At 59.9% G+C, this 25,110-nt stretch carries 21 protein-coding genes and 1 riboswitch; of the genes, 11 read left to right on the plus strand and 10 right to left on the minus strand.

Annotated features, from left to right (window positions below; genetic code table 11):
• Positions 1-216 precede the first annotated feature (216 nt).
• Positions 217-1,086: a patatin family protein gene (locus DWV32_RS04110; protein WP_117757300.1), complete on the plus strand. Its 870-nt coding sequence runs from the start codon at positions 217-219 to the stop codon at positions 1,084-1,086.
• Positions 1,087-1,309: 223 nt separating this feature from the next.
• Here the strand turns inward: DWV32_RS04110 and DWV32_RS04115 are convergent, their stop codons facing one another.
• The 3 genes from DWV32_RS04115 to thiM are packed head-to-tail and all read right to left on the minus strand — an operon-like array spanning position 1,310 to position 3,186.
• Positions 1,310-2,005 carry a thiamine phosphate synthase gene (locus DWV32_RS04115; RefSeq protein WP_117757301.1) on the minus strand — a complete coding sequence of 232 codons (696 nt, stop codon included), beginning with the start codon at positions 2,003-2,005 and terminating at the stop codon, positions 1,310-1,312.
• The gene (locus tag DWV32_RS04120; RefSeq protein WP_006234516.1) at positions 2,002-2,343 is read right to left on the minus strand and encodes a thiamine-binding protein; all 342 of its coding nucleotides are present in this window, start codon (positions 2,341-2,343) and stop codon (positions 2,002-2,004) included. The genes DWV32_RS04115 and DWV32_RS04120 overlap by 4 nt, the downstream gene beginning before the upstream one ends.
• Positions 2,344-2,346: 3 nt before the next feature.
• On the minus strand, positions 2,347-3,186 hold the full coding sequence (gene thiM, locus DWV32_RS04125) for a hydroxyethylthiazole kinase (protein ID WP_117757302.1): 840 nt from the start codon (positions 3,184-3,186) through the stop codon (positions 2,347-2,349).
• Between the two features lie 51 nt (positions 3,187-3,237).
• Positions 3,238-3,348: riboswitch (TPP riboswitch) on the minus strand.
• A gap of 61 nt (positions 3,349-3,409) precedes the next feature.
• Here thiM and DWV32_RS04130 point away from each other — a divergent pair.
• The 4 genes from DWV32_RS04130 to DWV32_RS04145 all read left to right on the plus strand — a co-directional run bounded on the left by DWV32_RS04130 (position 3,410) and on the right by DWV32_RS04145 (position 7,969).
• Complete coding sequence (locus tag DWV32_RS04130) at positions 3,410-4,318, plus strand: HAD-IIB family hydrolase (protein WP_117757303.1); 909 nt, start codon at positions 3,410-3,412, stop codon at positions 4,316-4,318.
• 10 nt (positions 4,319-4,328) lie between these two features.
• Positions 4,329-5,225, plus strand: coding sequence for a LysR family transcriptional regulator (locus DWV32_RS04135; protein ID WP_117757304.1), 897 nt, complete (start codon positions 4,329-4,331; stop codon positions 5,223-5,225).
• Positions 5,226-5,377: 152 nt separating this feature from the next.
• Positions 5,378-6,511, plus strand: coding sequence for a 5-methyltetrahydropteroyltriglutamate--homocysteine S-methyltransferase (locus DWV32_RS04140; RefSeq protein WP_233540397.1), 1,134 nt, complete (start codon positions 5,378-5,380; stop codon positions 6,509-6,511).
• Between the two features lie 123 nt (positions 6,512-6,634).
• A complete protein-coding gene (locus tag DWV32_RS04145) occupies positions 6,635-7,969 on the plus strand; it encodes a uracil-xanthine permease family protein (RefSeq protein WP_117757306.1) in 1,335 nt (444 codons plus the stop codon).
• Between the two features lie 63 nt (positions 7,970-8,032).
• Here the strand turns inward: DWV32_RS04145 and DWV32_RS04150 are convergent, their stop codons facing one another.
• The 4 genes from DWV32_RS04150 to DWV32_RS04165 all read right to left on the minus strand — a co-directional run bounded on the left by DWV32_RS04150 (position 8,033) and on the right by DWV32_RS04165 (position 14,189).
• Positions 8,033-8,698, minus strand: a complete 666-nt coding sequence (locus DWV32_RS04150) for an alpha/beta hydrolase (RefSeq protein WP_117757307.1) — start codon at positions 8,696-8,698, stop codon at positions 8,033-8,035.
• Between the two features lie 207 nt (positions 8,699-8,905).
• Entirely contained in the window at positions 8,906-10,618 is a 1,713-nt protein-coding gene (locus DWV32_RS04155) for a hypothetical protein (protein WP_117757308.1), read from the minus strand.
• A 271-nt stretch (positions 10,619-10,889) separates the two neighbouring features.
• Complete coding sequence (locus tag DWV32_RS04160) at positions 10,890-12,671, minus strand: hypothetical protein (RefSeq protein WP_117757309.1); 1,782 nt, start codon at positions 12,669-12,671, stop codon at positions 10,890-10,892.
• Positions 12,672-12,878: 207 nt separating this feature from the next.
• Positions 12,879-14,189 carry an NCS2 family permease gene (locus DWV32_RS04165; protein ID WP_117636875.1) on the minus strand — a complete coding sequence of 437 codons (1,311 nt, stop codon included), beginning with the start codon at positions 14,187-14,189 and terminating at the stop codon, positions 12,879-12,881.
• A gap of 193 nt (positions 14,190-14,382) precedes the next feature.
• Here DWV32_RS04165 and DWV32_RS04170 point away from each other — a divergent pair, with 193 nt between their 5' ends.
• Both DWV32_RS04170 and bsh read left to right on the plus strand, forming a co-directional pair.
• The gene (locus DWV32_RS04170; protein WP_117757310.1) at positions 14,383-14,802 is read left to right on the plus strand and encodes a peptide deformylase; all 420 of its coding nucleotides are present in this window, start codon (positions 14,383-14,385) and stop codon (positions 14,800-14,802) included.
• 131 nt (positions 14,803-14,933) lie between these two features.
• Positions 14,934-15,899, plus strand: coding sequence for a choloylglycine hydrolase (gene bsh, locus DWV32_RS04175; protein ID WP_117757311.1), 966 nt, complete (start codon positions 14,934-14,936; stop codon positions 15,897-15,899).
• A gap of 79 nt (positions 15,900-15,978) precedes the next feature.
• Here bsh and DWV32_RS04180 read toward each other — a convergent pair whose 3' ends face one another.
• Positions 15,979-18,228, minus strand: coding sequence for a KUP/HAK/KT family potassium transporter (locus DWV32_RS04180; RefSeq protein WP_117757312.1), 2,250 nt, complete (start codon positions 18,226-18,228; stop codon positions 15,979-15,981).
• Positions 18,229-18,367: 139 nt separating this feature from the next.
• A complete protein-coding gene (locus DWV32_RS04185) occupies positions 18,368-19,279 on the minus strand; it encodes a DMT family transporter (protein WP_117757313.1) in 912 nt (303 codons plus the stop codon).
• Positions 19,280-19,397: 118 nt separating this feature from the next.
• Between DWV32_RS04185 and DWV32_RS04190 the strand changes: the two genes are divergently transcribed.
• Together DWV32_RS04190 and DWV32_RS04195 are read left to right on the plus strand one after the other, a co-directional pair.
• Positions 19,398-20,255, plus strand: a complete 858-nt coding sequence (locus DWV32_RS04190) for a LysR family transcriptional regulator (protein WP_117757314.1) — start codon at positions 19,398-19,400, stop codon at positions 20,253-20,255.
• Between the two features lie 202 nt (positions 20,256-20,457).
• The gene (locus DWV32_RS04195) at positions 20,458-21,939 is read left to right on the plus strand and encodes an aminotransferase class I/II-fold pyridoxal phosphate-dependent enzyme (RefSeq protein WP_117757320.1); all 1,482 of its coding nucleotides are present in this window, start codon (positions 20,458-20,460) and stop codon (positions 21,937-21,939) included.
• 221 nt (positions 21,940-22,160) lie between these two features.
• On the opposite strand, the gene DWV32_RS04200 is transcribed toward DWV32_RS04195, so the two are convergent.
• Positions 22,161-22,571 (minus strand): peptide deformylase, encoded by a 411-nt coding sequence (locus tag DWV32_RS04200; RefSeq protein ID WP_117655208.1) that lies wholly within the window; start codon positions 22,569-22,571, stop codon positions 22,161-22,163.
• Between the two features lie 204 nt (positions 22,572-22,775).
• Here DWV32_RS04200 and DWV32_RS04205 point away from each other — a divergent pair, with 204 nt between their 5' ends.
• On the plus strand, positions 22,776-24,191 hold the full coding sequence (locus DWV32_RS04205; protein WP_117757315.1) for an MFS transporter: 1,416 nt from the start codon (positions 22,776-22,778) through the stop codon (positions 24,189-24,191).
• A gap of 152 nt (positions 24,192-24,343) precedes the next feature.
• On the plus strand, positions 24,344-25,110 hold a 767-nt coding region (locus tag DWV32_RS04210; protein ID WP_117757316.1), incomplete at its 3' end, for a hypothetical protein.

Here is a 25,110-nt window from a genome sequence, read left to right on the forward strand (position 1 = left end):
GGGTTTATTTGTCGGCTGACGTTCGTTGCTGATAACTACTGAGTAGTATAAACAAGTGTATGGAATTATGCAGGGGTGCCCATGTTGCGGGCGGCCATTATTCGCCATTATTCGCCAAACGGTAACGCGACGATGTTCGATGAAAATGCGACTGAGGCGATATATGTTGACGGGTATACTTGTTTCGTTTTAAAACGCAGGAACGGAGATGGTCGCATGGCACAGCCAGATACGACGCCCACGGTGGGGCTTGCGCTCGAGGGAGGCGGCTACCGCGGTATGTATACGGCGGGCGTGCTCGACGTATGGATGGAGTGCGGCCTGACCTGTGACCATATGGTGGGCGTCTCGGCGGGCGCGGCGTTTGGCTACAACTTTAAATCGCGCCAGATCGGCCGTGCCATTCGCTACAACAAGGCCTATTGCGCCGACAAGCGCTATGCGAGCGTGACGAGCTGGCTGCGAACCGGCGACATGTTCAATGCCGAGTTTGCCTATCACGAGGTTCCCATCGAGCGCGATCCCATCGACCTGGAGGCTTATCGTGCCTGCCCCATGCGGTTTACCTGCGTGTGCACCGATCTTAAGACGGGGCGGGCCGTCTACCATGACCTGCCTTACGGTGATGAGCATGATATCGAGTGGATCCGGGCGTCGTCGGCGATTCCCGTGGCAACACGACCCGTTGCCATTGAGGGGCACAAGTACCTGGATGGCGGCGTTGCCGATTCCATTCCCAGCGCATGGCTGTTTGCGCAGGGCTATGACCGCAACGTGGTGGTGCTGACGCAGCCGGCGGGCTTTGCAAAGCAGCCCAATAGCGTGATGCCTATGCTGCGTCGCGTGTATCGTCACTATCCGGAGTTTGTTGCGGCGCTTGAGCACCGGCACGAGGTATATAACGCCACGCTCGACGACCTGGCGCGTCGCGAGGCCGCTGGCGAGATCTTTGTGGTGCGGCCGAGCGAATCGGTGAAGGTGCCGTCGCTGTGCCGCGAGCCCGATGAGCTTGAGCGTATCTATCAGATCGGCCGTCGCGATGCGGAGGCGACGCTGCCCGCGCTGGAAGCGTATCTGGCGGGGTAAGGGCTGCTACGGAAAGCGCATTCCGGAATATGCGCTCAGACTGGGATGCGGTTTCCGCGAGGGGGCGGTCGCGGAAACCGCATCCCAAAATTTGCGCTTGGAATGGGATGCGTTTTCCGCTGGCCCTCTATATGGAAAGCGCATCCCAGAATGGACGTCCAAACTGGGATGCGCTTTCCGCTGTCGAAGGTATGAGGCTGCGGAGCAGCTGCTCGGCATAGGCCTATGCCTGCTGCCAGGTGTCGACGAGTTCCTTGGCAGCGGCGTAGGGGTCGTCGGCACTGCAGACGGCGCTCACCACAAAGAAGCCGTCGACGCCGGTGGCCTTGAGCTGCGGCAGGTCGGCCATCTTTACGCCGCCGCCCACCACGATGGGCACGGGGCTTGCCGCGTGGAGTGCGGCCAGGTCCTCAAAGCTTTTGGTGATGATAGAGCCGTCGGCCGCGCGTCCGCAGTCGCGCTTGGTCTCGGTCTCGTGGAGCGGGCCGATGCCCAGGTAGTCGACTAGGCTCATGTCGGCGGTCTTGACGTACTCGAGCATCTCCTCGCAACGGGCCGAAAGGCCCACGATGGCATCGGGGCCCAAAAGTTTGCGGCAGACCTCGACGGGAATATCGCTCTGGCCCACGTGCACGCCGTCGACAGCAATGCCCTGCTCGCGCGCGGCGAGTACGCAGTCCAGGCGGTCGTCGATCAGCAAAGCGACCTGATCGGTCTTGCCAGCCTGTGCGATTGCCTGCGCGGCGTCGCCGGTCAGCGCGATGATCTCGCGGGCGCTTGCCACCTTGGAGCGCACCTGGATGCAGGTAAAGCCGGCATCGAGTGCCTGGGCCACCACATCGCCCACGGGGCGCCCGAGCGTGTTTTCGGGGCCGAGTACCAGATAGGCCGAGATATCAAGGTTGTCGCGGATGCTCATCGTGCTTCCTCCTGCTTTTTGATCTGTGCTTCCATGCGCTCGAGTTTGCCGGTCATGGTGTCGGTAAATCCGGGTCGAATATCGGCTTTGAGCACGACTTCGGTGCGGATGCCCTTGCTCGCCAACACAAAGGTTGCGTCGCGCACGACCTGCATGACCTCGTCCCAGTCGCCCTCGATCTCGGTGAACATCGAGGTGGTGCGGTTGGGAAGGCCGCTCTCGCGAATGACGCGCACGACTTCGGCGACCTCGGCAGACAGCTCGTCGCCGGTGCCACATGGGGCAATGGCCACAGCGATCAGGGTGTTCATGCCGGCATTGGTTGCGGGCTCGGACATGGCTTATGCCTCCTCGAGCTCGAGTCGGTTATCGGCAATGTCCTGGGCGGTCGCACGGTAGAGCTCGTCGATAAAGGCGACCTTAAAGCTTGCCGGCGCGTCGGCGACAGCAGCGGCACGCGTACCGGCAACGTTGTAGACGGCGGTGCCGCAGATGGCTGCCGTAAACGGATCGGCAGCACAGGCGTACACGGCCAGCACGCCGCCCTGTGAGCAACCACAGCCGGTGATCTTGGACATGAGTGGGCTGCCGCCGTGGGACTTGGCCACGGTCGTGCCGTCGGTGATCAGGTCGACTTCACCCGAGACCACTACGGCGCCGCCGGTGTAGCGAGCGAGCGCCACGGCGGCATCGCGGGCGGCGTCGACCGTGTCGGTGGTGTCGACACCGCGTACGCGGCTCAGATCAGCCGCCTCGCCCTCAAGACCCCACAGGCCGGCGAGCGCGATAATCTCGGAGGCGTTGCCGCGCACGATGGCGGGTTTGTACTGCTTGAGCTCGTTTACCAGCTGGGTGCGCAGGCTACCGATGCCCAGGCCAACCGGATCGAGCACCCAGGGCTTGCCGGCGTCGTGTGCCGCCTTGGCCGCGCGGGGAATCGTCTGCTCGTAGATGGGGAAGAGTGTGCCCATGTTGAGATAGATGGCGCCGCCGCCGGCAACGAGCGCCTCGCCCTCGTCGGGCAGATAGACCATGGCGGCCGATCCGCCCACGGCGAGCTGTGCGTTGGCGACAAAGTCGATCGTCACCGTGTTGGTGATGGAGCCGGCCATCGGATTGGTGGCGCGAATCTCCTCCACGGCCTTGATCACTTGTTGCTTGAGCTGTTTCGAATCGATCACTGCACATGCCTCCTTGGCATAGAAAAGGGGCGCTGTGCATAGACAGCGCCCCTGTAAAGGCGGCATGCTCCCTACGCCAGCATTAACTGACAGGTTCAAAGGATTGGGCCCCATGCCCTCTCAGCCTTGTGGTTTGCACCGCCGGCACTCCCGCATCGAATCTGTTGTTCCCTATACTAGCGCATCGGTACAATGGTTACGATGAAAACGACTGGGGGACCCTATGATCAAACTTGTGCTGACCGATATGGACGATACGCTGATTCCAGCCGGGCATGACGGCGCCAGCGACTACGCCATTGAGGGTATCCATGCCATGCAGGCGGCGGGTCTGCACTTTGGCCCGGTTTCGGGCCGTCAGCCGTCCGCGATGGGCTGGATGTTCAAAAATCGTTCCGAGTGTTTTTCGACCGGTGCGTTCTGTAACGGCCAGGTGATGTTTGTCGACGGCGAAGCGGTCGCCTCACGTGCGACCGATAGCGACGCGCTTATGCGTTTGGCCGCCTATCTGGAAGAAGAAACCGACGATACCTATCTGAAGGTCTACAGCTTAGGTGATGACTTTTGGGATAACGATGCCTATTGCGTGACACGTGATGCCGAGCGCGTGCGCCGCGCCATGGAATCAGGCGGCAATGCGTGGCTCAAAGGCGAAGAGGCCCCGTGTCGTCCCGTTGTCGATGACGCGCCGGTGTTTAAGGCGAATATCTGGAGTGCCCGTTCGCGTGAGGAGCTCGCGGAGCTACGCGAGTGCGTTGCCGCCGAGGTGCCGGAACTCTCGCTTGTGTTTCCCAACAACCGAGTGCGCCTGTTCGACATCCTTCCGGCCGGTTGGGACAAGGGCTGTGCTGCGCTGGAGCTGGCGCGCGCTTTGGGCCTGACGCCCGACGAGGTGGCCGTATTTGGCGATTCCGATAACGACCTGCCCATGATCGATGCCGTTCCCAACTCCGTTGCAGTCGCCAATGCCAACGAGGCCGTTACGGCGGCGGCGCGCTGGCATATTGGCGCTGCGGCAGATGATGCGGTCGCCGGGGCTCTGCATCAGATTGCCGCCTGCGCCGCGACGGGGGAGATGCCGTCGTTTATGCGCCAGATGGACGCGGCGGGTCTTGGCGCCGTGAACGTCTAGGGAGAAAGTCATGAAGCTTCAGCAGCTCAGGTATGTTGTCAAGGTTGCCGAATGCGGTAGCATCACCGAGGCCTCGCGCCGACTCTTTGTGTCGCAGCCTTCGATTACCGCGTCGATTCGCGACCTCGAAAACGAGATGGGCGTGCGCATCTTTGAGCGCACCAACAAGGGCGTCATTGTGTCCGAGGAAGGCGAGACCTTCTTGGGCTACGCGCGCCAGGTACTCGACCAGGCCGACCTGCTCGAGGGCAAGTACAAGGGCGCATCCGAGCAGGTGCCGCACTTTAGTGTGAGCTGTCAGCATTATTCCTTTGCCGTTAACGCGTTTGTTGACGTGATCCGCGAGTTCGATGCCGCGCGCTACGACTTTACCCTGCGCGAGGAGCAAACCCACGAGATTATCGAGGACGTCGCGCACATGAAAAGCGAGCTCGGCATCCTGTATCTGTCGGAGCGCAATCGCGAGGTCATCGAGCGCATGTTGGCGGCCAACGAGCTCGTGTTCGAAGGGCTCTTCTGCGCCACGCCGCATGTCTTCGTGTGCGCCGACCATCCGCTGGCGGGCCGCTCGAGTGTGACGCTCGAGGACTTGGAAGACTACCCGTTCCTGTCCTATGAGCAGGGCAGCTATAACTCGTTTTATTATTCTGAGGAGCTGACCTCGACCTTTGAGCGCCGCAAGAATATCCGCGTGCGCGACCGTGCGACGCTGTTCAACCTAGCTATGGGCCTTAACGGCTACACGGTGTGTTCGGGCGTGATCAGCCATGAGCTTAACGGCCCCGGTATTATCTCGATTCCGCTCGATGTAGACGAGTACATGGAGATCGGCATTATCACGCGCAAAAATACGACGCTCACGCGCTATGGGCAGGCCTATATCGAAGCGATTCGTCAGCATATTTAGCTCACTTCGAGATACCCATGTGAGGCTGAGCTCCACTGTTGCTCAGTATAGAAAAAACTAATAACAAACCTATATAAACGTATATTTTACGATGGCCATATAAGCGCTCATACTCTGTCCCAGTAAAGCAACCAATGCAAAGGGAGATATCTATGAGCACTTCAATTCAATCGAACGCGCCGTTTCGCGCTGATATCGTCGGCAGCTTTCTTCGTCCGCAGGCCGTAAAGGATGCCCGCGCTGCCTATGCGGCAGGCACGCTTGATGCCGAGGGGCTTAAGGCCGTCGAGGACGAGGCCATTCGCGATTTGGTGGCAAAGCAGAAGGCCGCCGGCCTGCAAGTTATCACCGATGGCGAGTTCCGCCGCAGCTACTGGCACCTCGATTTTATGTGGGGCCTTAACGGCATTGAGCGCCGCACCTCGCGTACAGGCTATATGTTCCACGATGAGGAGACTACCGCCGACACCGCCGTGGTAACCGGTCCCATTGGCGGCAAGAATCATCCGTTCGTCGAGCATTTTAAGTTCGTCAAGGCGCTTGAGGGGGAGGGCCAGGTCGCACGGCAAACCATTCCGGCACCGATCCAGACATTCTCCGAAGTCACGCTCGACCGTTGCGATGGCCAGCAGGAGAGTCTGCGCGCCGTCTACAAGACCGACGAAGAGCTCGCCGATGCCATCGCGGCAGCATACCGCACCGTGATTGCCGACCTGTACGCAGCAGGCTGCCGCAATATCCAGTTTGATGACTGTACTTGGGGTATCTACTGCGACACCGATTTCGTGGCAAAGACCGGCATGAGCCCGGTCGACCTGCAAAAGGTAAGCGAGCTGGGCGTGGCGCTCAACAACGCCGCCATCGAGGGCAAGCCCGACGATCTGGTCATCAACACGCACGTGTGCCGCGGCAACTATCACTCCACGTATGCCTTCGAGGGTGGTTACGATCCCATTGCACCGTACCTGTTTGCGCACGAGGATGTCGACGCGTTCTACCTTGAGTTCGATACGCCGCGCGCCGGTGGCTTTGAGCCACTCAAGTATGTTGCTCCCGGCAAGAAGGTCGTGCTGGGCCTGGTGACCACCAAGGCCGCTGAGCTCGAGGACGAGGATGCCATCGTCGAACGTATCCACGAGGCCGCAAAGTATGTGCCGCTCGTGAACCTGTACCTGTCGCCCCAGTGCGGCTTTGCCAGCTGTGAGATTGGCAACAAACTGACCGAGGACGAACAGTGGGCAAAGATCGCGCTGGTCAAGCGCATTTCCGAGCGCGTTTGGAAGTAACGCTACCGTTTGCAGGTGACGGCGCGTGCGAGACATGGCATATCACGTACAATGGTTCGGATCGTATCGTTCGGGCAGGTTATCCGATATGCCTGATCGCCCTTCCATCATGAAAGGACTTCCATGTCCCAATCCTCGACGCCCGCCGTCACCGATGCCATCTACGATGCATCGTCGCTCGGCCGCCCGCGCATGTTTGTGTTGGGTTTGCAACACATGTTTGCGATGTTCGGAGCCACGGTGCTCGTGCCTGTGCTCACCGGCCTTTCCGTTTCGGCGACGCTTCTGTTCGCCGGCATCGGCACGCTGCTGTTTCATTTTCTATCGCGCGGTAAGGTGCCCGCGTTTCTGGGCTCGTCGTTTGCTTTTATCGCGGGTTATGCCGCCATTGCACCCAACGGCGAGGCCGAGCTTTTGCCTTACGCTTGCCTGGGCGTAGCCTGCGCCGGCCTGCTCTATCCGGTGCTGGCGGCGCTGTTCCGCGCATTTGGCGCCAAGCGTGTCATGCGCTTCTTTCCGCCGGTGGTGACCGGTCCCATCGTCATTTCCATCGGCCTGATCCTGGCGAGCTCTGCCATTGCCAACTGCCAGACCAACTGGCTTGTCGCCGTTATCGCTGTGGCCGTGATCGTCATCTGCAACATCTGGGGCCGCGGCATGATCAAGATCGTGCCGATTTTGCTGGGCGTTGTGGTGAGCTATGCCGTTGCGACTGCGCTCGGCGAGGTTGATTTCTCGGGCGTTGCCGCCGCTCCGTGGGTCGGTCTGCCCATCGTGTGGGACAACACCGTGTTTGCACTCTTTGGGCCGCAGTTCGATAGCGGTCTTGCCACGACGGCCATCATCACCATCATGCCGCTGGCTTTCGCGACCATGATCGAGCATATCGGTGATATCTCGGCTATCGGCTCCACTTGCGAGCGTAACTACATCGCCGATCCCGGCCTGCATCGCACGCTGCTCGGCGATGGTCTCGCCACGATTCTGGCGTCGCTCTTTGGCGCTCCGGCCAACACCACGTATGGCGAGAACACCGGCGTGCTCGCCCTGACGCGCGTGTTCGACCCGCGCGTGATTCGCATTGCCGCCTGCTGCGCCATCGTGCTTTCGTTCTGCCCCAAGTTTGCTGCCGTGATCGCCGCCATGCCAGCGTGTGTAATCGGCGGCGTGTCGCTCGTGCTCTACGGCATGATCAGCGCCGTGGGCGTCCGTAACCTCATCGAGAATCAGGTTGATTTCCAGAACAACCGCAACGTGCTGGTGGCGGCTCTGGTGCTCGTGCTTTCGCTCGGCATTGCCTACAGTACCGCCGGTGCCATCGTGCTGGAGCTGGGCGGCGTGACCATTTCGCTCTCGGGCCTTGCCGTGGGTTCGCTGGTGGGCATTGTGCTCAATGCCATCCTACCGGGCAACGACTTTGAGTTCGACGTCTCTGAACTCGAGGAGGCCGCCGAGTAAGGCCGGCTATCGATAAATCTAAAAAATGGCTCCCATGCGTGCAGCTACGCGTGGGAGCCATTTTTAGTGCGTGAGTATCCAGTGGATGCCGCGGGCCATGCGCAAGTCGGTTTGGGCAAAGTGATTGCCGGGGTTGAGCTCCAGCGTTGTTGGAATGTCGCGCTCGACGAGCAACGCTTCCATCGCGCGTGTGTCGTCGAGTACGTGCCGCATCATGCGGTTGGGCGTCTTGGTTTCCTTTTTGCCGAGTGACAGATAGATGGCTTGCGGGCTGCCGGCAAATGGCGCCGTGCTGGCGCGATCGACAAATTCGGGAAACCACAGCGACCCCGATGCGCTTGCAGCGCGGTCAAAGGCGTCGGTTTGCCAGAGAGCCCAAAGCGAAAAGAGGCCTGCCAGCGAGTAGCCAGCAACGCCGTGCCAGGTGGGCGGCTGAGGAAGCGACGACTCGACCTGGGGGATTATCTGATTCAGCAGCTCATCAAGAAAACCGGCAGCTTGGCCGCCGAAAGGCTCGGCATCGCGCACGGTTCCGTCGCATGCCCAGGGGCTCAGCTCGCGATTCCAATCGAGCCCGCCAATGGCGACGAGGGTGAATGGCGGACAGTCGAGCTCTCGGCAGCACTCGTAGACTTTACTACCGTCGTCCATGACAACGGGGAGGTAGATGACGGGCGCGCTTTCCGTATGCTCCGAATGAACGGTTATCTGCTTATGATGCGCTTCCAAGGCAGGCTTCTCTCGGCGTTGTGATATCGACGGCCCCCATTGTCGCACGCCGGCTCATGCAGGTTGGGCTAGACCAAAGACAATCTCGTGCATACCCTGCGGACGCATATGGAAAACGCCACCGCCGGAGGGGAGCTCGGCGGTGGCGTTGTTAAACGGTGCTGGGACTCGGGGCCTTCGCGGGAGCTGCCATGTGCGCAGAGGCGTCTAAGAGCGCTTGCGGCTCGCCATGGTGCCTGCGGCGATAGCGGCTGTTCCCGCAAGGACGGTTGCCACGATGGCCACACCCGAGGTGTCGCCGGTTGCCGCGAGCACGCCGGTAGTCTTGGCTTTCGTGATTGAAGCCGCAACGGCCTTGGTCGGCTTTGAGCCCTCAGGCTTGGGGTTCTGCTTGGACTCCGCGGGCTTGCTTTCTGCGGGCTTGGTCTCGTCGGGCTTGGGGTCTTCCGGCTTGGCTACCTCGGGAGGTGCGATGACCATGCTCTTGGCGACAGCTTCGTTATAGGGGGAGTCGATCACAGCGTCGCCCGTGCCGATGGCTTGGCCTGCCTCGTAGATGCCGTTACGGAGCTTGCGATAGTCAATGACCTTGCCGCCTTCGGGCGTCTGGATGGCGGCGTTCTCAATCTTGATGGTGCCGATTGTCTTGCCGTCAGCGCTCATGGCACGGGCAAAGATTGCCGCTGTATCTCCTTCGGCCGTTACCTTGCTGCGGATGATCGAGATGGCTGCGGGTGTGACGCCCTCGCTGGTCTGGGCGATGATGCCGATGTTCTCGCCTTGGGGCTCGGGGCTCGTCTCACCATCTTGGTTTTCGCTGTAGGGGATGGGGCCGTCGCCGTTCTCGACATAGCGGGCTATGGCCTTGACAACGGAGTCGCTGATGTAGATGTGGCCACCCTCCTCGTTGGGTCGATCGTTTCTGGTGGAGAATGCAGCCGAAACCTCACCTTCCGCAAACGCGTCCACGGTGGAGCCGTTCTTGACGACGATGTCGTCCTGGTAGGTGAAGAGGGCGATGGCGCCACCGTATCTGCCTTTACCTGCACGGACCGTCACGTTTGCATGATCGAGGGTGATGCCCTTGTGGGCATAGACGCCATATTCAACACCGTTTACGTTGAGGGAGGCGTTTGTGGCTGCGAGGCTGCCCTTGGCCTCGACGGCAGCGTCTTTCTCGGAGCTTGCCTCGACCGTCCCGCCACCCTTGATGGTGAGGTCCTTGTCGGTTCCAATACCCTTGTCCTCGGTAGCCCTGGCGGTGACGGCTCCGCTGTCGTCAATCGTGATATTGCCGTTTGCCCTGATGCCATCCGATGCACCCGTGGCGTTGACGTTGCCCGAACCTTTGATAGCGAGATCACCCCCGGCATTGATGGCATCAAACCCAGTGCTCGTGGCGTTGACGGATCCGGCTCCGTCGATGTTGATATTACCCGTGGAGAGGATAGCGTCCTCAGTAGATGTCACGCTGAGCGTGCTGCCCGCGTCGCCTTGGATATTGAGCTCGGCATTCTCGTTAGTGCCATGAGAAACGTTGATGCTTTCGATCCATTCGGCAGTGACGATGTTGGTTCCCGAGTAATTCACGTTGAGCTTGCCTGCGGCCTGGATCTCGCCGCCGTTATAGTTGTTGAGCTTCAAGTCGTCGGCGCCGTCCCACGACCAGGTACCGGCCTCGTCGCTCGCCGCGGTGTTGTACTTGTTGCCGCCGACCTTGACCCATTCCGCTGCGAGCGAGACGCTCGGCATGAGCAGCGAGCTCACCGTGAGCGCGCACACGGCGCCCGCGACGATGCGGCGCGTCACGCGGCGCCAGCTGCCGTGCGCGAGTCCTATGCGACGGCGAACGTCGGGTTCGGCAACATGGGTTCCGGCGGTAGCGTCATTGCGTTTGGGGGTCGTGAACAAGGCTGCCATGGTTGCTCCCGTTCTCATAGGGCCTATACGGCTAGGTTCAGCGTATCTGCTGGATGTTGCCGGCGGTAGTGCCGTTTGGAGGGCAAAATGGCCAAAATGGGGGAGAAATAGGCCGCACGCCGGCGCAGGGACCGACGTTAAAAGAAAAGCGCGGGGCCGCATGGCGACTCCGCGCTTTATTGTTCAGCTTTTGCAGCCTTGCCCTTACGCTACGAAGAAGTAGACGGGGAAGGCAAGGGCTGCGACCCACCCGTCCTGTGCGAAAAAGTGTTTACGAGCGTTTGCGACTCGCCAGGGCGCCTGTGACGATAGCGGCCGTTCCTACAAGGGCGGTCGCTATGATGGCCGCGCTCGAGGTGTCGCCGGTTGCGGCGAGGATGCCGGTGGTTTTGGCTCCCGCGGTTGCAGCCGCAACGGTCTTGGTCGTCTTCGTGCCCTCGGACTTGGAACCCGGCTTGGTCTCGCCGGGCTTCTCCTCGGGTTTGATCTCCTCGGGAGGCACGATGGCCGTGCTCTTGGCGACAGCGGCGTCATAGGGGGAGTCGATCGTGGCGTCGCCCGTGCCGATGGTTTGACCTGCCTCGTAGGAGATGCTGGGGCCGCACTCTTCTTCGTAGCGATAGTTAATGATCTTGCCGCCTGCGGGCGTCTGGATGGGAGCGCCTTCGATCTCGATGGTGCCGATCGCCTTGCCATCCTCGCTTATGGCAAGAGCGAAGATTGCCGCCGTGTCTCCCTCGGCCGTGAGCTTGCTGCGGACGATCGAGATGGTCGCGGGCGTGATGCCCTCGTAGGTCTGGGCGAAGATACCGATGTTCAGACCCCTAGGCTCAGGGATGACCTCGCCGCTTTGGTCGTTGCTGTAGTGATCGGGGCCATCGCCACCGGTCTCGACATAGCGGGCTATAGCCTTAACAACGGAGTCGCTGATGTAGATGTGGCCGCCAGCGACGTTTGGCTGGTGGTTTCTGGTAGAGATTGCAACCGAGAATTTGCCTTCTGCGAACGCGTCCACGATGGAACCATTCTTGATGACGATGTCGTCCCCGTCAGTGATGAGGGCGATGGCCTGGCCGCCGCTCGCGCTTGTGCGGACCGTCACGGTCGCGTGATCGAGCGTAACGCCCTTGTAGGCATAGACACCATATTCAACACCGCTTGCGTCAAGGGAGGCGTTCGTGACCGCGAGACTACCCTCAGCGTCGACGGCAAGATCTCCCTGGGAGCTTGCCTCGACCTGGCTGCCGCCCGAGATGTCGATGTTGCCGTCAGCCCAAATCGCCGCTTCTTCTATCGAGCTTGCTTCTACCTTGCCACCGCCTTTGATGATCAGGTCACTGCCCGCGGCGATGCCGTAACCTTCGCTTCCTTTAGCGATCACTGTGCCAGAGGAATCGATGGTGGTCTTGCCCTTGGATTGGATGCCTTCGGTACCGCCCGTTGCATTCACGGTGCCCGAGCCCGTGATAGAGAGATCGCCCTTTGCCTCAATTCCGTCGGAAGTAGTGCTTGTGGTGTTCACAGTGCCTGGGCCAGAAATGGAGAGGTCGCCTGTGGATTTAATTGCATCGGCCTCAGCTGTCACATTGAGCTCATCCGTGCTATTCGAGCTCGTTATGTTCAACTCTGCTTTCTGGCTAGTGCCATCCTGCGCCTTGATGGCGGCTCCGGTGTAATCGGGCTCGGTTTTCACGGTGTTCTTTCCCTCGTAGGCAATGTTGAGCTTGCCCGCAGCCTGGATCGCACCGCCGTCATAGCCGTTGAGCTTCATATCGTCGGCGCCGTCCCAGCTCCAGGTGCCGGCGGCGTCGCCCGCCGCGGTGCCGGCGTTGTACTGGGTGCCGCCGACGTCCACCCACTCGGCCGCGAGCGAGACGCTCGGCATGAGCAGCGAGCTTACCGTAAGCGCGCATACGGCGCCTACAACGATGCGGCGTGTCACGCGGCGCCAGCTGCCGTGCGCGAGCAGCGTGCGACGGCGCAGGTCGGGCTCGACAAAATGGGCTCCAGAGGTTTTGTCATTGCGCTTGGGGGTCGTGAACAAGGCGGCCATGGTTACTCCCATCCTCATAGGGCCTATGCGGCTACATCCAGCATATCTGCAGGATGTAGCCGTCGGTAGTGCCGTTTGGAGAGCAAAACGTCCAAAACTTGCGAAGCAATACATCGCGTGTCCGTGTGGTGCCTGGCTTTAAAAGCAAAGCGCGGAGCCGCTCGATGCGACTCCGCGCTTTGCTGTTTGGTATTGCGAATCTTGCGCCTACGCTACAAAGAAGTAGACGAGGAAGGCAAGGGCTGCGATCCACATGAGCGGCTTGATCTTGGAGGCCTCGCCCTTAAAGAGCGCGACGATCACGTAGGCGATAAAGCCCAGGCCAATGCCGGCAGAGATGGAGTAAGTGAAGGGCACGCCGGCGACAATCATGAACGCCGGGAAACCCTGCGACACGTCGGACCAGTCGATCTCGGAGGCCTCGCTCATCATGAGGTAGCCAACGTAGACCAGAGCACCGCAGGTGGCGGCGCTGGAAACGATGGTGACGATGGGGGAGAAGAACGCGGCGAGAATGAACAGCACGCCGGTGGTGACGGAGGTGAGGCCCGTGCGGCCACCGTCGGCGGCGCCGGAAGTGGACTCGACGAAGGTGGTGATGGAGGAGACGCCCATGAAACCGCCCACAGCAGCGGCGGCGGAGTCGACGATCAGGATCTCCTTGATATTCTCGACGTTGCCGTCGTCGGTGAGGAACTCGCCCTGCTTGGCCACGGCCATCGCGGTGCCCATGGTGTCGAAGAAGTCACTCATGAGCAGCGAGAACGAGATGACGAGGAGCGTGGGGTCGGTAAGGACCTTGACGATGGCGGGCACGCCGCCGGCGTCGGCGATGGGGCCGCCGATGCTCGAGAAGTCGAGCGGGGCGATGATGCCGGTCGGAGCCTGGGTCACACCCAGGGGGATACCGGCGATAACGGCGACGATGATGCCGATGAGCAGCGAGCCGGGGACGTTGCGGCAGGCGAGGGCGACCGTCACCAGGATGGAGATGATGCCGACGATGAAGGTGGGGGAGGTGATGTCGCCCAGACCGACGAGTGTACCGGCGCCAGCGGTGATAATGCCGGCATCGCACAGGCCAATCATGGCGATGAACAGGCCCAGACCCACCGAGATGGCGTGACGCAGGACAACCGGGATGGCGTCCATGATGGCCTCGCGCAGGCCACAAAGCACGAGCAGCAAGATGACGACGCCCTCAAGGAAGATGACGCTCATGGCCACGTGCCAGTCACCGCCGCAGACGGTGGTGGTGATTCCAGCGATCATCGCGTTGACGCCTAAGCCCGACGCGCAGGCGAGCGGGCGGTTGGCGAAGATGCCCATGCAGATGGTCATGATGCCGGCGCCCAGGCAGGTGGCGCAGGCGAGCGCTCCCGCATCGATGCCAGCGCCCGAGAGCACCGCGGGGTTGACGGCGATGATGTAGGCCATCGCCAGGAATGTTGTCAGTCCAGCGCGGAGTTCGGTCCCGATTGTGGACTTGCGCTCACTGACGTGAAATAGTTCGTCCATGCATACCCTTTCCTTGTTCGGCCCCGAGTTTAGGCCGATTGACACGAACTCACCCACTATATCGCCTTTGTGAAGTTGGTGTTCCTCACATGTTGATGTTCGGCGGTTTGTAACGGACGGGCGGTATCTTTTGCATGAAATTGTGTAGGTACCGTATACTTAAGCGGTTACAACGACCCCTATGGAGGAACGTATGATTAAAGAGCTCTGCCGCGACGAGGCTATCCTGTCTCAGCGTTGCGAGGTTGCGACTGTCGAGGACGAGTCGGTCGCTCAGGATCTGATTGATACCATCAAGTCGCTCGATGATGCCGGCTGCTTGGCCGCCAACCAGATCGGCGTCACCAAGAAGGTCTGCGTCTATCTGGACGACGCCGGCGAGCCCCACGTACTCTACAACCCCCGTCTGGTGTTTGGCCTGGGCGCCAGCAAGATGGAGGAGAGCTGCCTGACGCACGAGGAGGTCACCAAGTCCACGCGCTATATCAAGTGCAAGGTTGCTTATGACGTGATCGTTGACGGCAAGATGCGCGAGCGCAAGCAGGACTTCGTCGGCTTCGAGGCGCAGATGGTCCAGCATATGATCGATCACTGTCTTGGAAAGTTGGTCTAAGGGGACCAAAGCACCACACTTCGTCTCTTATGGTCCGGGCGTGACATTGTTGCCATGTCCGGGCTTTTGTGTTTAGCGCCTTTTTGTTTGGTGACAATAACCTTAGCAGGAACGTAAAGCTAGGAGGCGCTATGTGTACGAGCATTCGATTTACCGATAATTCTGGCCACATGTATCTAGGCCGCAACCTCGACTGGAGCTTTGACTACGGCCAACAGGTTCGCGTGATGCCGCGCGGGTTCCACATTCCGTATTCGTTTATCGACGACGCGACAGCGGCACACGCGGTGATCGGTATGTGCATCGATTACAAGAACTATCCCATGTTTTTCGATTGCGGTAACGATGCGGGTCTGGCTGTGGCGGGGCTCAACTTTCCCGGTTATGCCGAGTATGCCAAGGGGCCGGTTGATGGAAAGACCAATATCGCGGCCTATGAGTTTCCCCTGTGGGTGGCAGCGACGTTCTCGACGGTCGATGAGGTCGAGGCCGCGCTGCGCGATACGGTGATTGTTGCCAAATCTGCAGGAGAGGGGCTGGGCGTGTCGCTGCTCCATTGGATTATCGGCGACAGCCAGCGCAGCATCGTGGTCGAGATGATGGCTGACGGCCTGCATGTATACGACGATCCGGTCGACACCCTTGCCAATCAGCCCACCTTCCCGTGGCACATGGAAAACCTGCGCACCTATATCACGGCCACAAGCGATTTTCCGCAGACGGCGACATGGCGTGGCGCCGAGCTCAAGCCCTATGGCGCGGGTGCCGGCATGCGCGGTATTCCGGGTGACTGCTATTCGCCGAGCCGTTTTGTAAAGGCGGCGTACCTCAATGCCAATTACCCGCAAAAGGAGAGCGAGACCGAAAACGTCGTCCGCATGTTCCGTTCACTCGAGGGCGTGGTGATGATTGAAGGGGCGTCCAGGATGGGCGATGGCAAGTTCGAGAAGACTATCTATACCGGATGCTTTAGCGCGCGCACGGGCAATTATTACTACGCGATGTATGGGGATCCGTCGATTCGCTACGTGAGCCTGATGGATGCCGAGGGCGCGAGCCCCGATAGGCTCGTGGTTCCCGAGCCGCGTCGTTCGTAGCCGATAGCTTTACTGCAATGCAAAGCGGCCCTGCATCTCCCGTGAGGTGCAGGGCCGCTGTCGTTGATACGCGACGTCGCTAGAAGTTGGCGTCGTTGAGTTGTTCGCTCTCGAGGCCGTCGAGCTGTTGCTGTTCGGGCGTATCGGCGACGCTCTCGAGCAACTCGGTGGGGTCGACGTTCATGTTCCTGCCGGCTTCGTTGCCGTTGACCAGGTCGTCCGAGAAGATATCGACTTCCATTTCCTCGGCTTCCTCGATCTGGACTTCGAGCGGCACATGGGTGCGTACGAGTTTGACCGCCGGGCGCATGCGGGCAAAGAGGGGCACGTACTCGATGATGATGGCCGAGTTCTCAAGACCGTACCAGCGTGCCGGGCTTCCGCAGGCGCGGCGGACGGCGTACTTGATGGCCATCACGCGGTGGTCGTTGCGGTTGATGTCCGTTTCGGGGGCAAGCATCTTGCGCAGCATGCAAAAGCGGAAGTCGCCCACGTTGCCGCGTGTCTCGTAGATGGAGTAGGTGTGATGCTGCGGCGGCAGCTCGCCCGATGCCATCAAGTCGCCGACGATCTGGCGCAGATAGGCGTTGATGCGCTGGTTGACCTTAAAGCCCAGGTCCAGGCGTACGCGGAACAAAAAGTCCGTGCCAAAGGTCTCGACGGAATACTCGTGCGTATAGGGCTCATCGGTAACGTGTACGTTGATGAACCAGTATGCCTTGGCGCGCTTGGGATGTTTGTCCAGGATGGAATAGAGCACGTCGCGGTCGAGTGTGAGCGGGTCGGGGCTGTTGGTGAGAAATACCAGATTGTCGGCGAGCACGGGATAGGTCTCGTCATTGCGCAGGCGATTGAGCTGGTCGATGTACTTGGAGACGGGCAGCAGGATCGTCTGCGTGCGCTCGATGGCGGTGCCGCGACGCCACACATACATAAGGCCAAACAGCAGTGCGGCCAAGAAGATCATCACATAGCCGCCGTCAAAGAACATGGTGAGGCACGAGGCGAAAAAGCACAGCTCAATGGCGCCGAAGAGCAGGGCGAAGACGCAGGCGCCCAGCTTGTGCTTGAGAATGCCGGCGATATAGCTCGTCAAAAGCGTGGTGGTCATAAGCATGGTCACGGTAATGGCGAGGCCGTAGGCACTCTCCATGCGCTCGGAGTTTTGGAACAGCAGCACGATGAAGATGCAGCCGACCCACATGATGTTATTGACGAGCGGAATATAGAGCTGGCCCTTGGTGTCGCTGGGGTAGTGGATGCGCAGGTGCGGCATAAGGTTGAGACGCGTTGCCTCGGATACCAGCGAGAACGAGCCGGTGATGAGCGCCTGTGAGGCGATGATGGCCGCCACGGCCGAAAGCACGATGGCAAAGGGGCGTAGGGGCTCGGGGAGCATCATATAGAACGGGTTGACGATATCCATCGCGAGCATCTGGGGGTTGGAGTTATTGGCGAGTAGCCAAGCTCCCTGACCCAGATAGTTGAGGATAAGGGCCGCCTTAACAAATGGCCAGGATGCATAGATGTTTGCCTTGCCCACGTGGCCCATGTCCGAGTAGAGCGCTTCGGCACCGGTTGTCGACAGGAAGACAAAGCCGAGCACCATAATGCCCGAATGGTTGATGGGCGAGAACAGGAACATAATGCCGCGGATGGGGTTGAGCGCGCGCAAGATGGACAGGTTGTCGAGCATGTTGAACAGACCGGCGCCTGCCAGGAACAGGAACCACAGCGTCATGAGCGGGCCGAAGAGCTTGCCGATTGACGAGGTGCCGGCGCGCTGCATGGCAAATAGGCCGCAGATAATGATGATGGTGATGATGATGACGTTGGTCTGGCCGTCGCCCAGCAGCGCATGGCCCCATTCGATGGTGCGCAGACCCTCGATGGCTGTGGTGACCGTGACGGCGGGGGTGAGGATGCCGTCGGCAAGCAGTGCCGCACCGCCGATCATGGCGGGCAGAATCAGCCATGGTGCCACCTTGCGTACGAGGCTGAACAGGGCGAAGATGCCGCCTTCGTTGTGGTTGTCGGCCTTCATGGCGATTATCACGTACTTGACCGTGGTCACGAGCGTCATGGTCCAGATGACGAGCGAAAGCGCGCCCAGGATCATGTCCTCGCTGACGGTACCGATGCCGCCGTTGTTGGCGACGATTGATTTCATGGTGTACATGGGGCTCGTGCCGATGTCGCCATAGACGACGCCGAGCGTTACGAGCAGCATGCCAGCGGAGAGGGGAATGGCTCCGTGCCCGCCCTGCCCATGCTGGCCTTGGAGGTTTGCCTCCAGTTTGTTGTGTGCCACGTGGACTCCCTTAGACATCCGGTTATCTGTCTAGGACAAAAAACTTTATGCCGTCTTTATACATACAAGAGCAGTTTGGCACATCGGGTTATTTTAGACAATAATCCTCAGCTGGGGATTATTTATCTACGCCGGTAGCATTTCAAAGCAGGGGCTTTTAAGCACGTGCTGTCTGGGCGATGCCAGCCTTGGCGTTTGCGCGTTTGCCGGCGAGTTCGCAAAAAATCGCGCCGCCGATGATAAGCGCGGCGCCCATCAGGCGGACCGGTGTTATGGCTTCACCCAAAAGGGCGGCCGAGAACACGACCGCCGAAAGCGGCTCGAGGTAGCCGACGACGGCGACGGTCTGGACGGGCAGCTTGGCGACGGCGCTAAAGTAGAGCAGGCAACCAATGCCGGTGTTGACGACGCCGAGCATAGCGACGGCGCGCCAATCAATGCTGGCGGCGACGCCGGCGGACAGGAACGAGGGAGCGCCCTGCGTGATGAGCGTGAGGGCCAGTGCGGTCACAAAGGCGGCGCTCACTTGGAGTGCGGAGTTCTCGAGGCCCTCGATGTGCGGCGCACCCTTGCTGGCGATGACCATCAATGCATAGCAGAAGGCCGAGGCGATTCCACAGACGATGCCCGCAATGGGCATATTGCCGCCTAGACCTTGCGCTGCAATGAGAAAAGCACCGCAGGCGACGGCGACAAAGCCGGCGATTTTGCCGCCGGTCAGCTTTTCGCCAAAAATGAGCGGGGAGAGGGCCATAACGATGATGGGGCCACAGTAATACAACAGCGAGGAGATACCAACGCCGATCGTCTGATAGGCGCGGAACAGGAAAATCCAGCTGGCGCCCAGCGCGGCGCCCGAGACGATGAGCGCTGCGGCCTCGCGGGGGCGAGACGGAGCCTGCAGGTTATGGCGCTTGGTTATGAAGAGGATGGCGGCAAGGGTGAGAGCGCCCAAAAACGTGCGCAACAGTACGATATCGGAGCTCGGCAGCGCGATGGCAGCGGCGATGATGCCGTTGGAGCCAAACAATAGCAATGCTGCTAAGTACGTAAACAATCCGTTGTTCATGTGCTGACATCCCCTCTATATCCGAACATGTTCACTATGGGTGAACTGGCTTTAGAAGAAAAGCGAATATAATGCATGGATAACATGACAAAAACTCATGTAAAGGTGGAGGGGTGCCGTGGAAACGAATATTCAAAAGATGCAGGTGCTGCTCGAGACCGTGCGGGCCGGCAGTTTTACGCGCGCCGCCGAGCGGCTGAGCTATTCGCAGTCGGGCGTGAGCCGCATGGTGGGCGACCTTGAGACCGATTGGGGTTTTAAGGTGCTCGACCGCAGCCGCGAGGGTGTGGTGCTTTCTGCCGATGGGCGGCAGATCATGCCGGCGGTTGAGGCGCTCTGCGAGGAGTTTGGCCGCCTGCAGCGACACGTGGACGAGATGCGTGGGCTCATGCGCGGCAAGATCTGCATTGGTACGTTTTCGAGTGTGGCGACCCACGTGCTGCCACCGGTCATAGCGCGTTTTCGCGCCGATCACCCGGACGTCGATTATGAGTTGCTGATGGGCGATTACTCAGAGATTGAACAATGGGTGGCGGAGGGGCGCTGCGACCTGGGCTTTATCCCGCGTGAGCCCCGAGAAAACGGCATGGCATCACGGTCTTTAGTGTGTGATGAGCTGATGGCGGTGGTGCCGACAGATTCGTTGCTTGCCACGGCGGAGTTCGTCTCTCTTACCGATTTGGCAAGAGAGCAGTTTATTCTGCTGGAACGGGGTACCGATGATGAGATTACGCCGCTATTCCGTCGGGCGGGGCTGGCGGTGCGCTCAAAACTGTCGACTTGGGATGACTATGCGATTATGGCTATGGTCGAGGATGGCCTGGGCGTGAGCATTCTTCCCGCGCTCATCTTGCGTCGCTGCCAGTTCGATGTTGCTGTGCGTCCGCTCGAAGGGCATCCCCATCGGCAGATCAACGCCATATATCGAACGGCCGATGTTTCGCTTGCCGCCGCTCGTTTCCTCGAATACCTCTAAATGCGTGCACGTCGTTATCGCCTTTGGATAAATCTCGAGGTCTTGCTCATTTTATTTTTGAAATTGAACTTTTCGAAATAGCACGGCGCTATACTGCTGCCTAAATTGAACTCAGGTTCAATTCGTGTTGTATAAATTGAACTTTGCCAGCAAGGAGGTTCTAGTGGCCCAAGAGACGTTTAGCGATCGTCTGCGACAGGCTATGTCCGATCGCGACGTTCGCCAGTCGGACGTGATCCGCGCATCGGAGATGCTCGGCAAAAAACTCGGCAAGAGTCAGATGAGCCAATATGTGAGCGGCAAGACGATTCCGCGGCGCGATGTGGCTGAGCTGCTCGCCCGTATTTTGGAGGTCGATGTTACCTGGCTGCTTGCCGGCGACGCCGATCAAGGCGAGGCATCATCACCCCGCAACGATTCCAAGCCCGAACCCCATCCCTCAGCTCAAATTGCAAGGAGCACCACCATGCGTACTTTTTCTAAATCCACCAAGCTCGATAACGTCCTGTATGACGTGCGCGGTCCCGTCGTCGACGAGGCCGCCCGTATGGAGGACGAGGGCGAGCGCATCCTCAAGCTCAATATCGGCAACCCGGCGCCCTTCGGTTTCCGCACGCCCGATGAGGTCATCAAGGACATGCGCCAGCAGCTGCCCGACTGCGAAGGCTATTCCAACTCGCGTGGCCTGTTCTCCGCGCGCAAGGCGATCATGCAGTATTCGCAGATCAAGGGCCTGCCCAACGTTCAGATGGAGCATATCTACACGGGCAACGGCGTGTCCGAGCTCATTCAGCTTTCGATGAACGCGCTGCTCGACAATGGCGACGAGATTCTGATCCCCAGCCCCGACTATCCGCTCTGGACGGCGTGCGCAACCCTTGCCGGCGGTCATCCTGTGCACTATCTGTGCGATGAGCAGGCGGATTGGTATCCCGACCTGGAGGATATGGAGTCCAAGATCACGAGCGCGACCAAAGCCCTCGTTATCATCAACCCCAACAACCCCACGGGCTCGGTCTACCCGCGCGAGGTGCTCGAGGGCATCGTCGAGGTTGCACGCAGGCATCAGCTGATGATCTTTGCCGATGAGATCTACGACCGCCTGTGCATGGACGGCTACGAGCACGTCTCGATTGCCTCGCTCGCTCCTGATCTGCCCTGCGTCACCTTTAGCGGCCTTTCCAAGTCGCACATGATCGCGGGCTATCGTATTGGCTGGATGGTGCTTTCGGGCAACCAGCGCTGCATGAGCGACTTCATCATGGGCATTAACATGCTCTCCAACATGCGCCTGTGCTCCAACGTGCCGGCTCAGTCGATCGTTCAGACGGCGCTCGGTGGCCATCAGTCCGTCAACGACTACATCCGCCCCGGCGGCCGTGTCTACGAGCAGCGCAACTTTGTGTATGAGGCGCTCAACAAGATTGACGGCATCTCGGTGGTTAAGCCGCGTGCGGCGTTCTACATCTTCCCCAAGATGGATGTGAAGAAGTTCAACATTACCGATGACGAGCAGTTCGCCCTTGACCTGCTGCACGAGAAGAAGATTCTCATCACGCGCGGCGGCGGCTTTAACTGGGCTGAGCCCGACCACTTCCGTATCGTGTACCTGCCGCGCATGGAAGTGCTCAAGGAGTCCCTCGAAGACCTCGCCGACTTCTTCGATCACTACCGCCAGTCCTAATTAGTTCCGCCGTTCTGCCGAACGGCGGACCGCTTGACGTTGCGCGAGCTGCATTCACACCAATCTGACGTTCAATTTCGAGGGCGCGACCAGAAGGTCAGCGCCCTCTCATTTCGCGTCACCTTGGCGCAAATGCGGCTCGCTCGCTGGCGTGTGCTCAACCTGTATCGTTATCACGATCCGCATGCAACGGAGGAAAGCAGGTCATTTTCCTTGGCTTTCTAGATAACGATTCCGCAACAGTGGTCGATTTCGTGTTGGATGATCTCGGCGGTGTAGCCCGAGAAGTTTTTGATGCGGTGGACGAAATTCTCGTCCAAATACTCAACCTTAATGCGGCGATAGCGAGTACAGGGGCGCTCGCCGGAAAGCGAGAGACATCCTTCGCTCGTCTGATAGGAATTGACCTGCTCAAGAATTTGAGGGTTGTACATCAGCAGCGCCCTGTTGCCGTCCTTTACGCAGATGATGCGTTTGCGCACGCCAATCATGTTGGCGGCAAGGCCCACGCACTCGTGCTCATGCTCATGGAGCGTATCCAGGAGGTCCTGCCCGGTCGCGGCATCGTCGGGTCCCGCGTCTTCGGAAGGCAGGCGCAAAAAGAACTCGGATTTCATGATGGGCTTAATCATGGCGGGCTCCTCATGTCTCGTGCTTTCGTGGACTTTTAATAATAGCGCGGAAGGAAAGCTGCGCGTCAGCGTTACAATCTTTCAACGTTGGACCATGTTGTCGGATCCGTCGCGTGCGGCGTCTGACGTAAGTCTAGGGCTCATGCTCGCCCTGGACTGTTCCTCTGGGGCGATGCGACTGTCGTTCCAAGAGGAAGGAAATGCATGGGGAGCAAATCTCAGCAACAAGTTCAAGCAACGCCATCGGCCACTTCGGCGTTTCTCGTCGTAATGTATATTGCAGCCTTTGTCGCCGCGTTTAACGAGAACATCATTAACGTGGCACTGCACGACATCATGGCGGTCTTTTCGGTGAGCGCTACCACGGCGCAGTGGCTCGTTTCGGGATACATGATCGTGACGTCGATCTTTACGGCCATCATGGCCTTTCTGTCCGGTCGTTTCTCGACGCGCAAGCTGCTGTTTTTCGCATGCGGATGCATGGTCGCCGGAGAAGTCCTGTGCCTGGTCGCCCCGTCGTTTACCGTTTTGCTGCCAAGTCGTATTTTGCAGGCTGCGGGATCGGGCATCTTGTTTCCGCTCATGATGAATGTGGTGCTATCTTGTGCTCCGCGTGAGAAGCTCGGTCTGTATCTGAGCTTGGGCGGTGCCTGCATTACGCTAGGGCCGGCGTTTGGGCCCGTGATTAGTGGTCTTATGTGCACGTTGTTTGGCTGGAGGGCGGTGTTCGTAGTGCCGCTGGTGGGCGGTGTCGTGGTCGCCGCGGCGGCAGCAAAGCTCGTTCGGAATGTCGGAGAGTGTTCGAACACCACGCTTGATATTCTGTCGGTTGTTTTGCTCACTGCCGGCATTACGGCGTTCGTGTATTCCGTAGGCGAGTTCTCGACCAATGTGATGGCCGGTATCGTGGCGCTTTTCGCCGCTGTTGTGGTGCTCGGCCTGTTTGCGGTTCGTCAGCTCAAGCTCGAGCATCCGGTGCTTAACGTGCGTCCCATGGCGAGCGTTCGTTTTTGGCCTGCATGCCTGCTTGTGGTGGTGTCGATGATGACGACGTTCTCGATGAGCGTTTTGTTGCCGCTCTATTTTGAGGGCGCATACGGCATGACCGCACTTGTCGCGGGTTTGCTCATTTTGCCGGCGATCGCCTGCAACGCCGTGACCTCGATTGTGGGCGGACGCGTGATGGATGCCCGTGGTGCGTGGCCGCTGCTGCCGGTCGGCTTTGCCCTGATCGCTGTGGGGCAGACGGCAATCTCGATGACCGCGGCAAGCATGAACAGCGGCGTTGTCGTGCTGCTGACCGTTGTGGTGTATGCCGGCGTCGGTTTGGTACTGAGCCCCTCGCAGACCGCCGGTTTGGAGACGCTCCCCGCCGCTGAGCATCCTCACGGAACGGCATTGCTTAACACGTGGAACATGATTGCCGCGTCGTTTGGTCCGTCGCTGTTTATCGGCCTGCTTTCGAGTTCTGCGGTGGCTGCTGGCGCCGCAGGCGTTGCGTCGGACGTTGCCCAGGCGATAGGATTTGCAGCCGCCGTGCGCGTGGCGGCCGTGATTGCCGTTGTCGGGTTCGCGGTGTCGCTGGTGTACGCTCGCCGCGAGTCGCACATGTCGCATTAATGTGTGCACATAGATTCTGCAGCTAGATTGGATGGCGACACCATAAACTAATGGACGTTTTGCCGAGAGGCATGAATGTATAAAGCGCAAAGAGTGCGCGACGGGCCCCGCGAATGGGGCGATGATGCCCGAGAGGGCCAAGAAGGAGTCTCATGTCTGAGAACGAAGAGATCATGAACGAGACCGAGAACGAGACCATGGCTGCCGAGGTCGAGGCAGTCGAGACCGTGGAGACCGAAGCTGCCGAGGTTGAGGCTGCTGACGAGGTTTCCGCCGAGGAGGCCGAGGTTGTCGAGGCCGCCGCTGATTACGATGACGAAGAGCTGATGGACAAGATGCAGAAGGCCGCCCGCCTGCTGCGCAGCCGTCGCTTTGCTATTTCCAAGGAGGAGGAGGCCAAGGCCGAGCGCATGGCGAACATCGAGCGCGCCATCAAGCTTCTTGACCTCAAGCCCAAGATGGAGCAGAAGGAAATGTCCGACCTGCTGGGCATGCGCCTTCGTGAGCTCGATGGCCTGATGGCCGAGGCCGAGGCTGCCGATCTGGTCGGCCGCATCGACGACGCCGAGGGCGATATGCGCAAGATCGTTGTCTTCGCTGCCGAGGATGCCGCTGAGGGCCTGGTCGAGCTTGCCAACAAGAAGGAGAAGCTCCTGCCCGAGCTTTCTTACGAGGAGGCTACCGAGCTGATGGCCGCTCTCGATAAGGTTATCGCTCCGCTCGTCGCCATGGGCCTGGACGAGGACCGCGGTCCTCGCGGCGGCCGTGACGAGCGCGGTGGCCGTGGCGGCGACCGTGGCGGTCGCGGCGGCTTTGGCGATCGCGGTGGCCGTGGCGGCGACCGTGGCGGTCGCGGTGGCGATCGCGGTGGCCGTGGCGGCTTTGGCGACCGTGGCGGCGACCGTGGCGGTCGCGGCGG

This window comes from Collinsella sp. AF04-24, assembly GCF_003465685.1.
Taxonomy (GTDB): domain Bacteria; phylum Actinomycetota; class Coriobacteriia; order Coriobacteriales; family Coriobacteriaceae; genus Collinsella; species Collinsella aerofaciens_AP.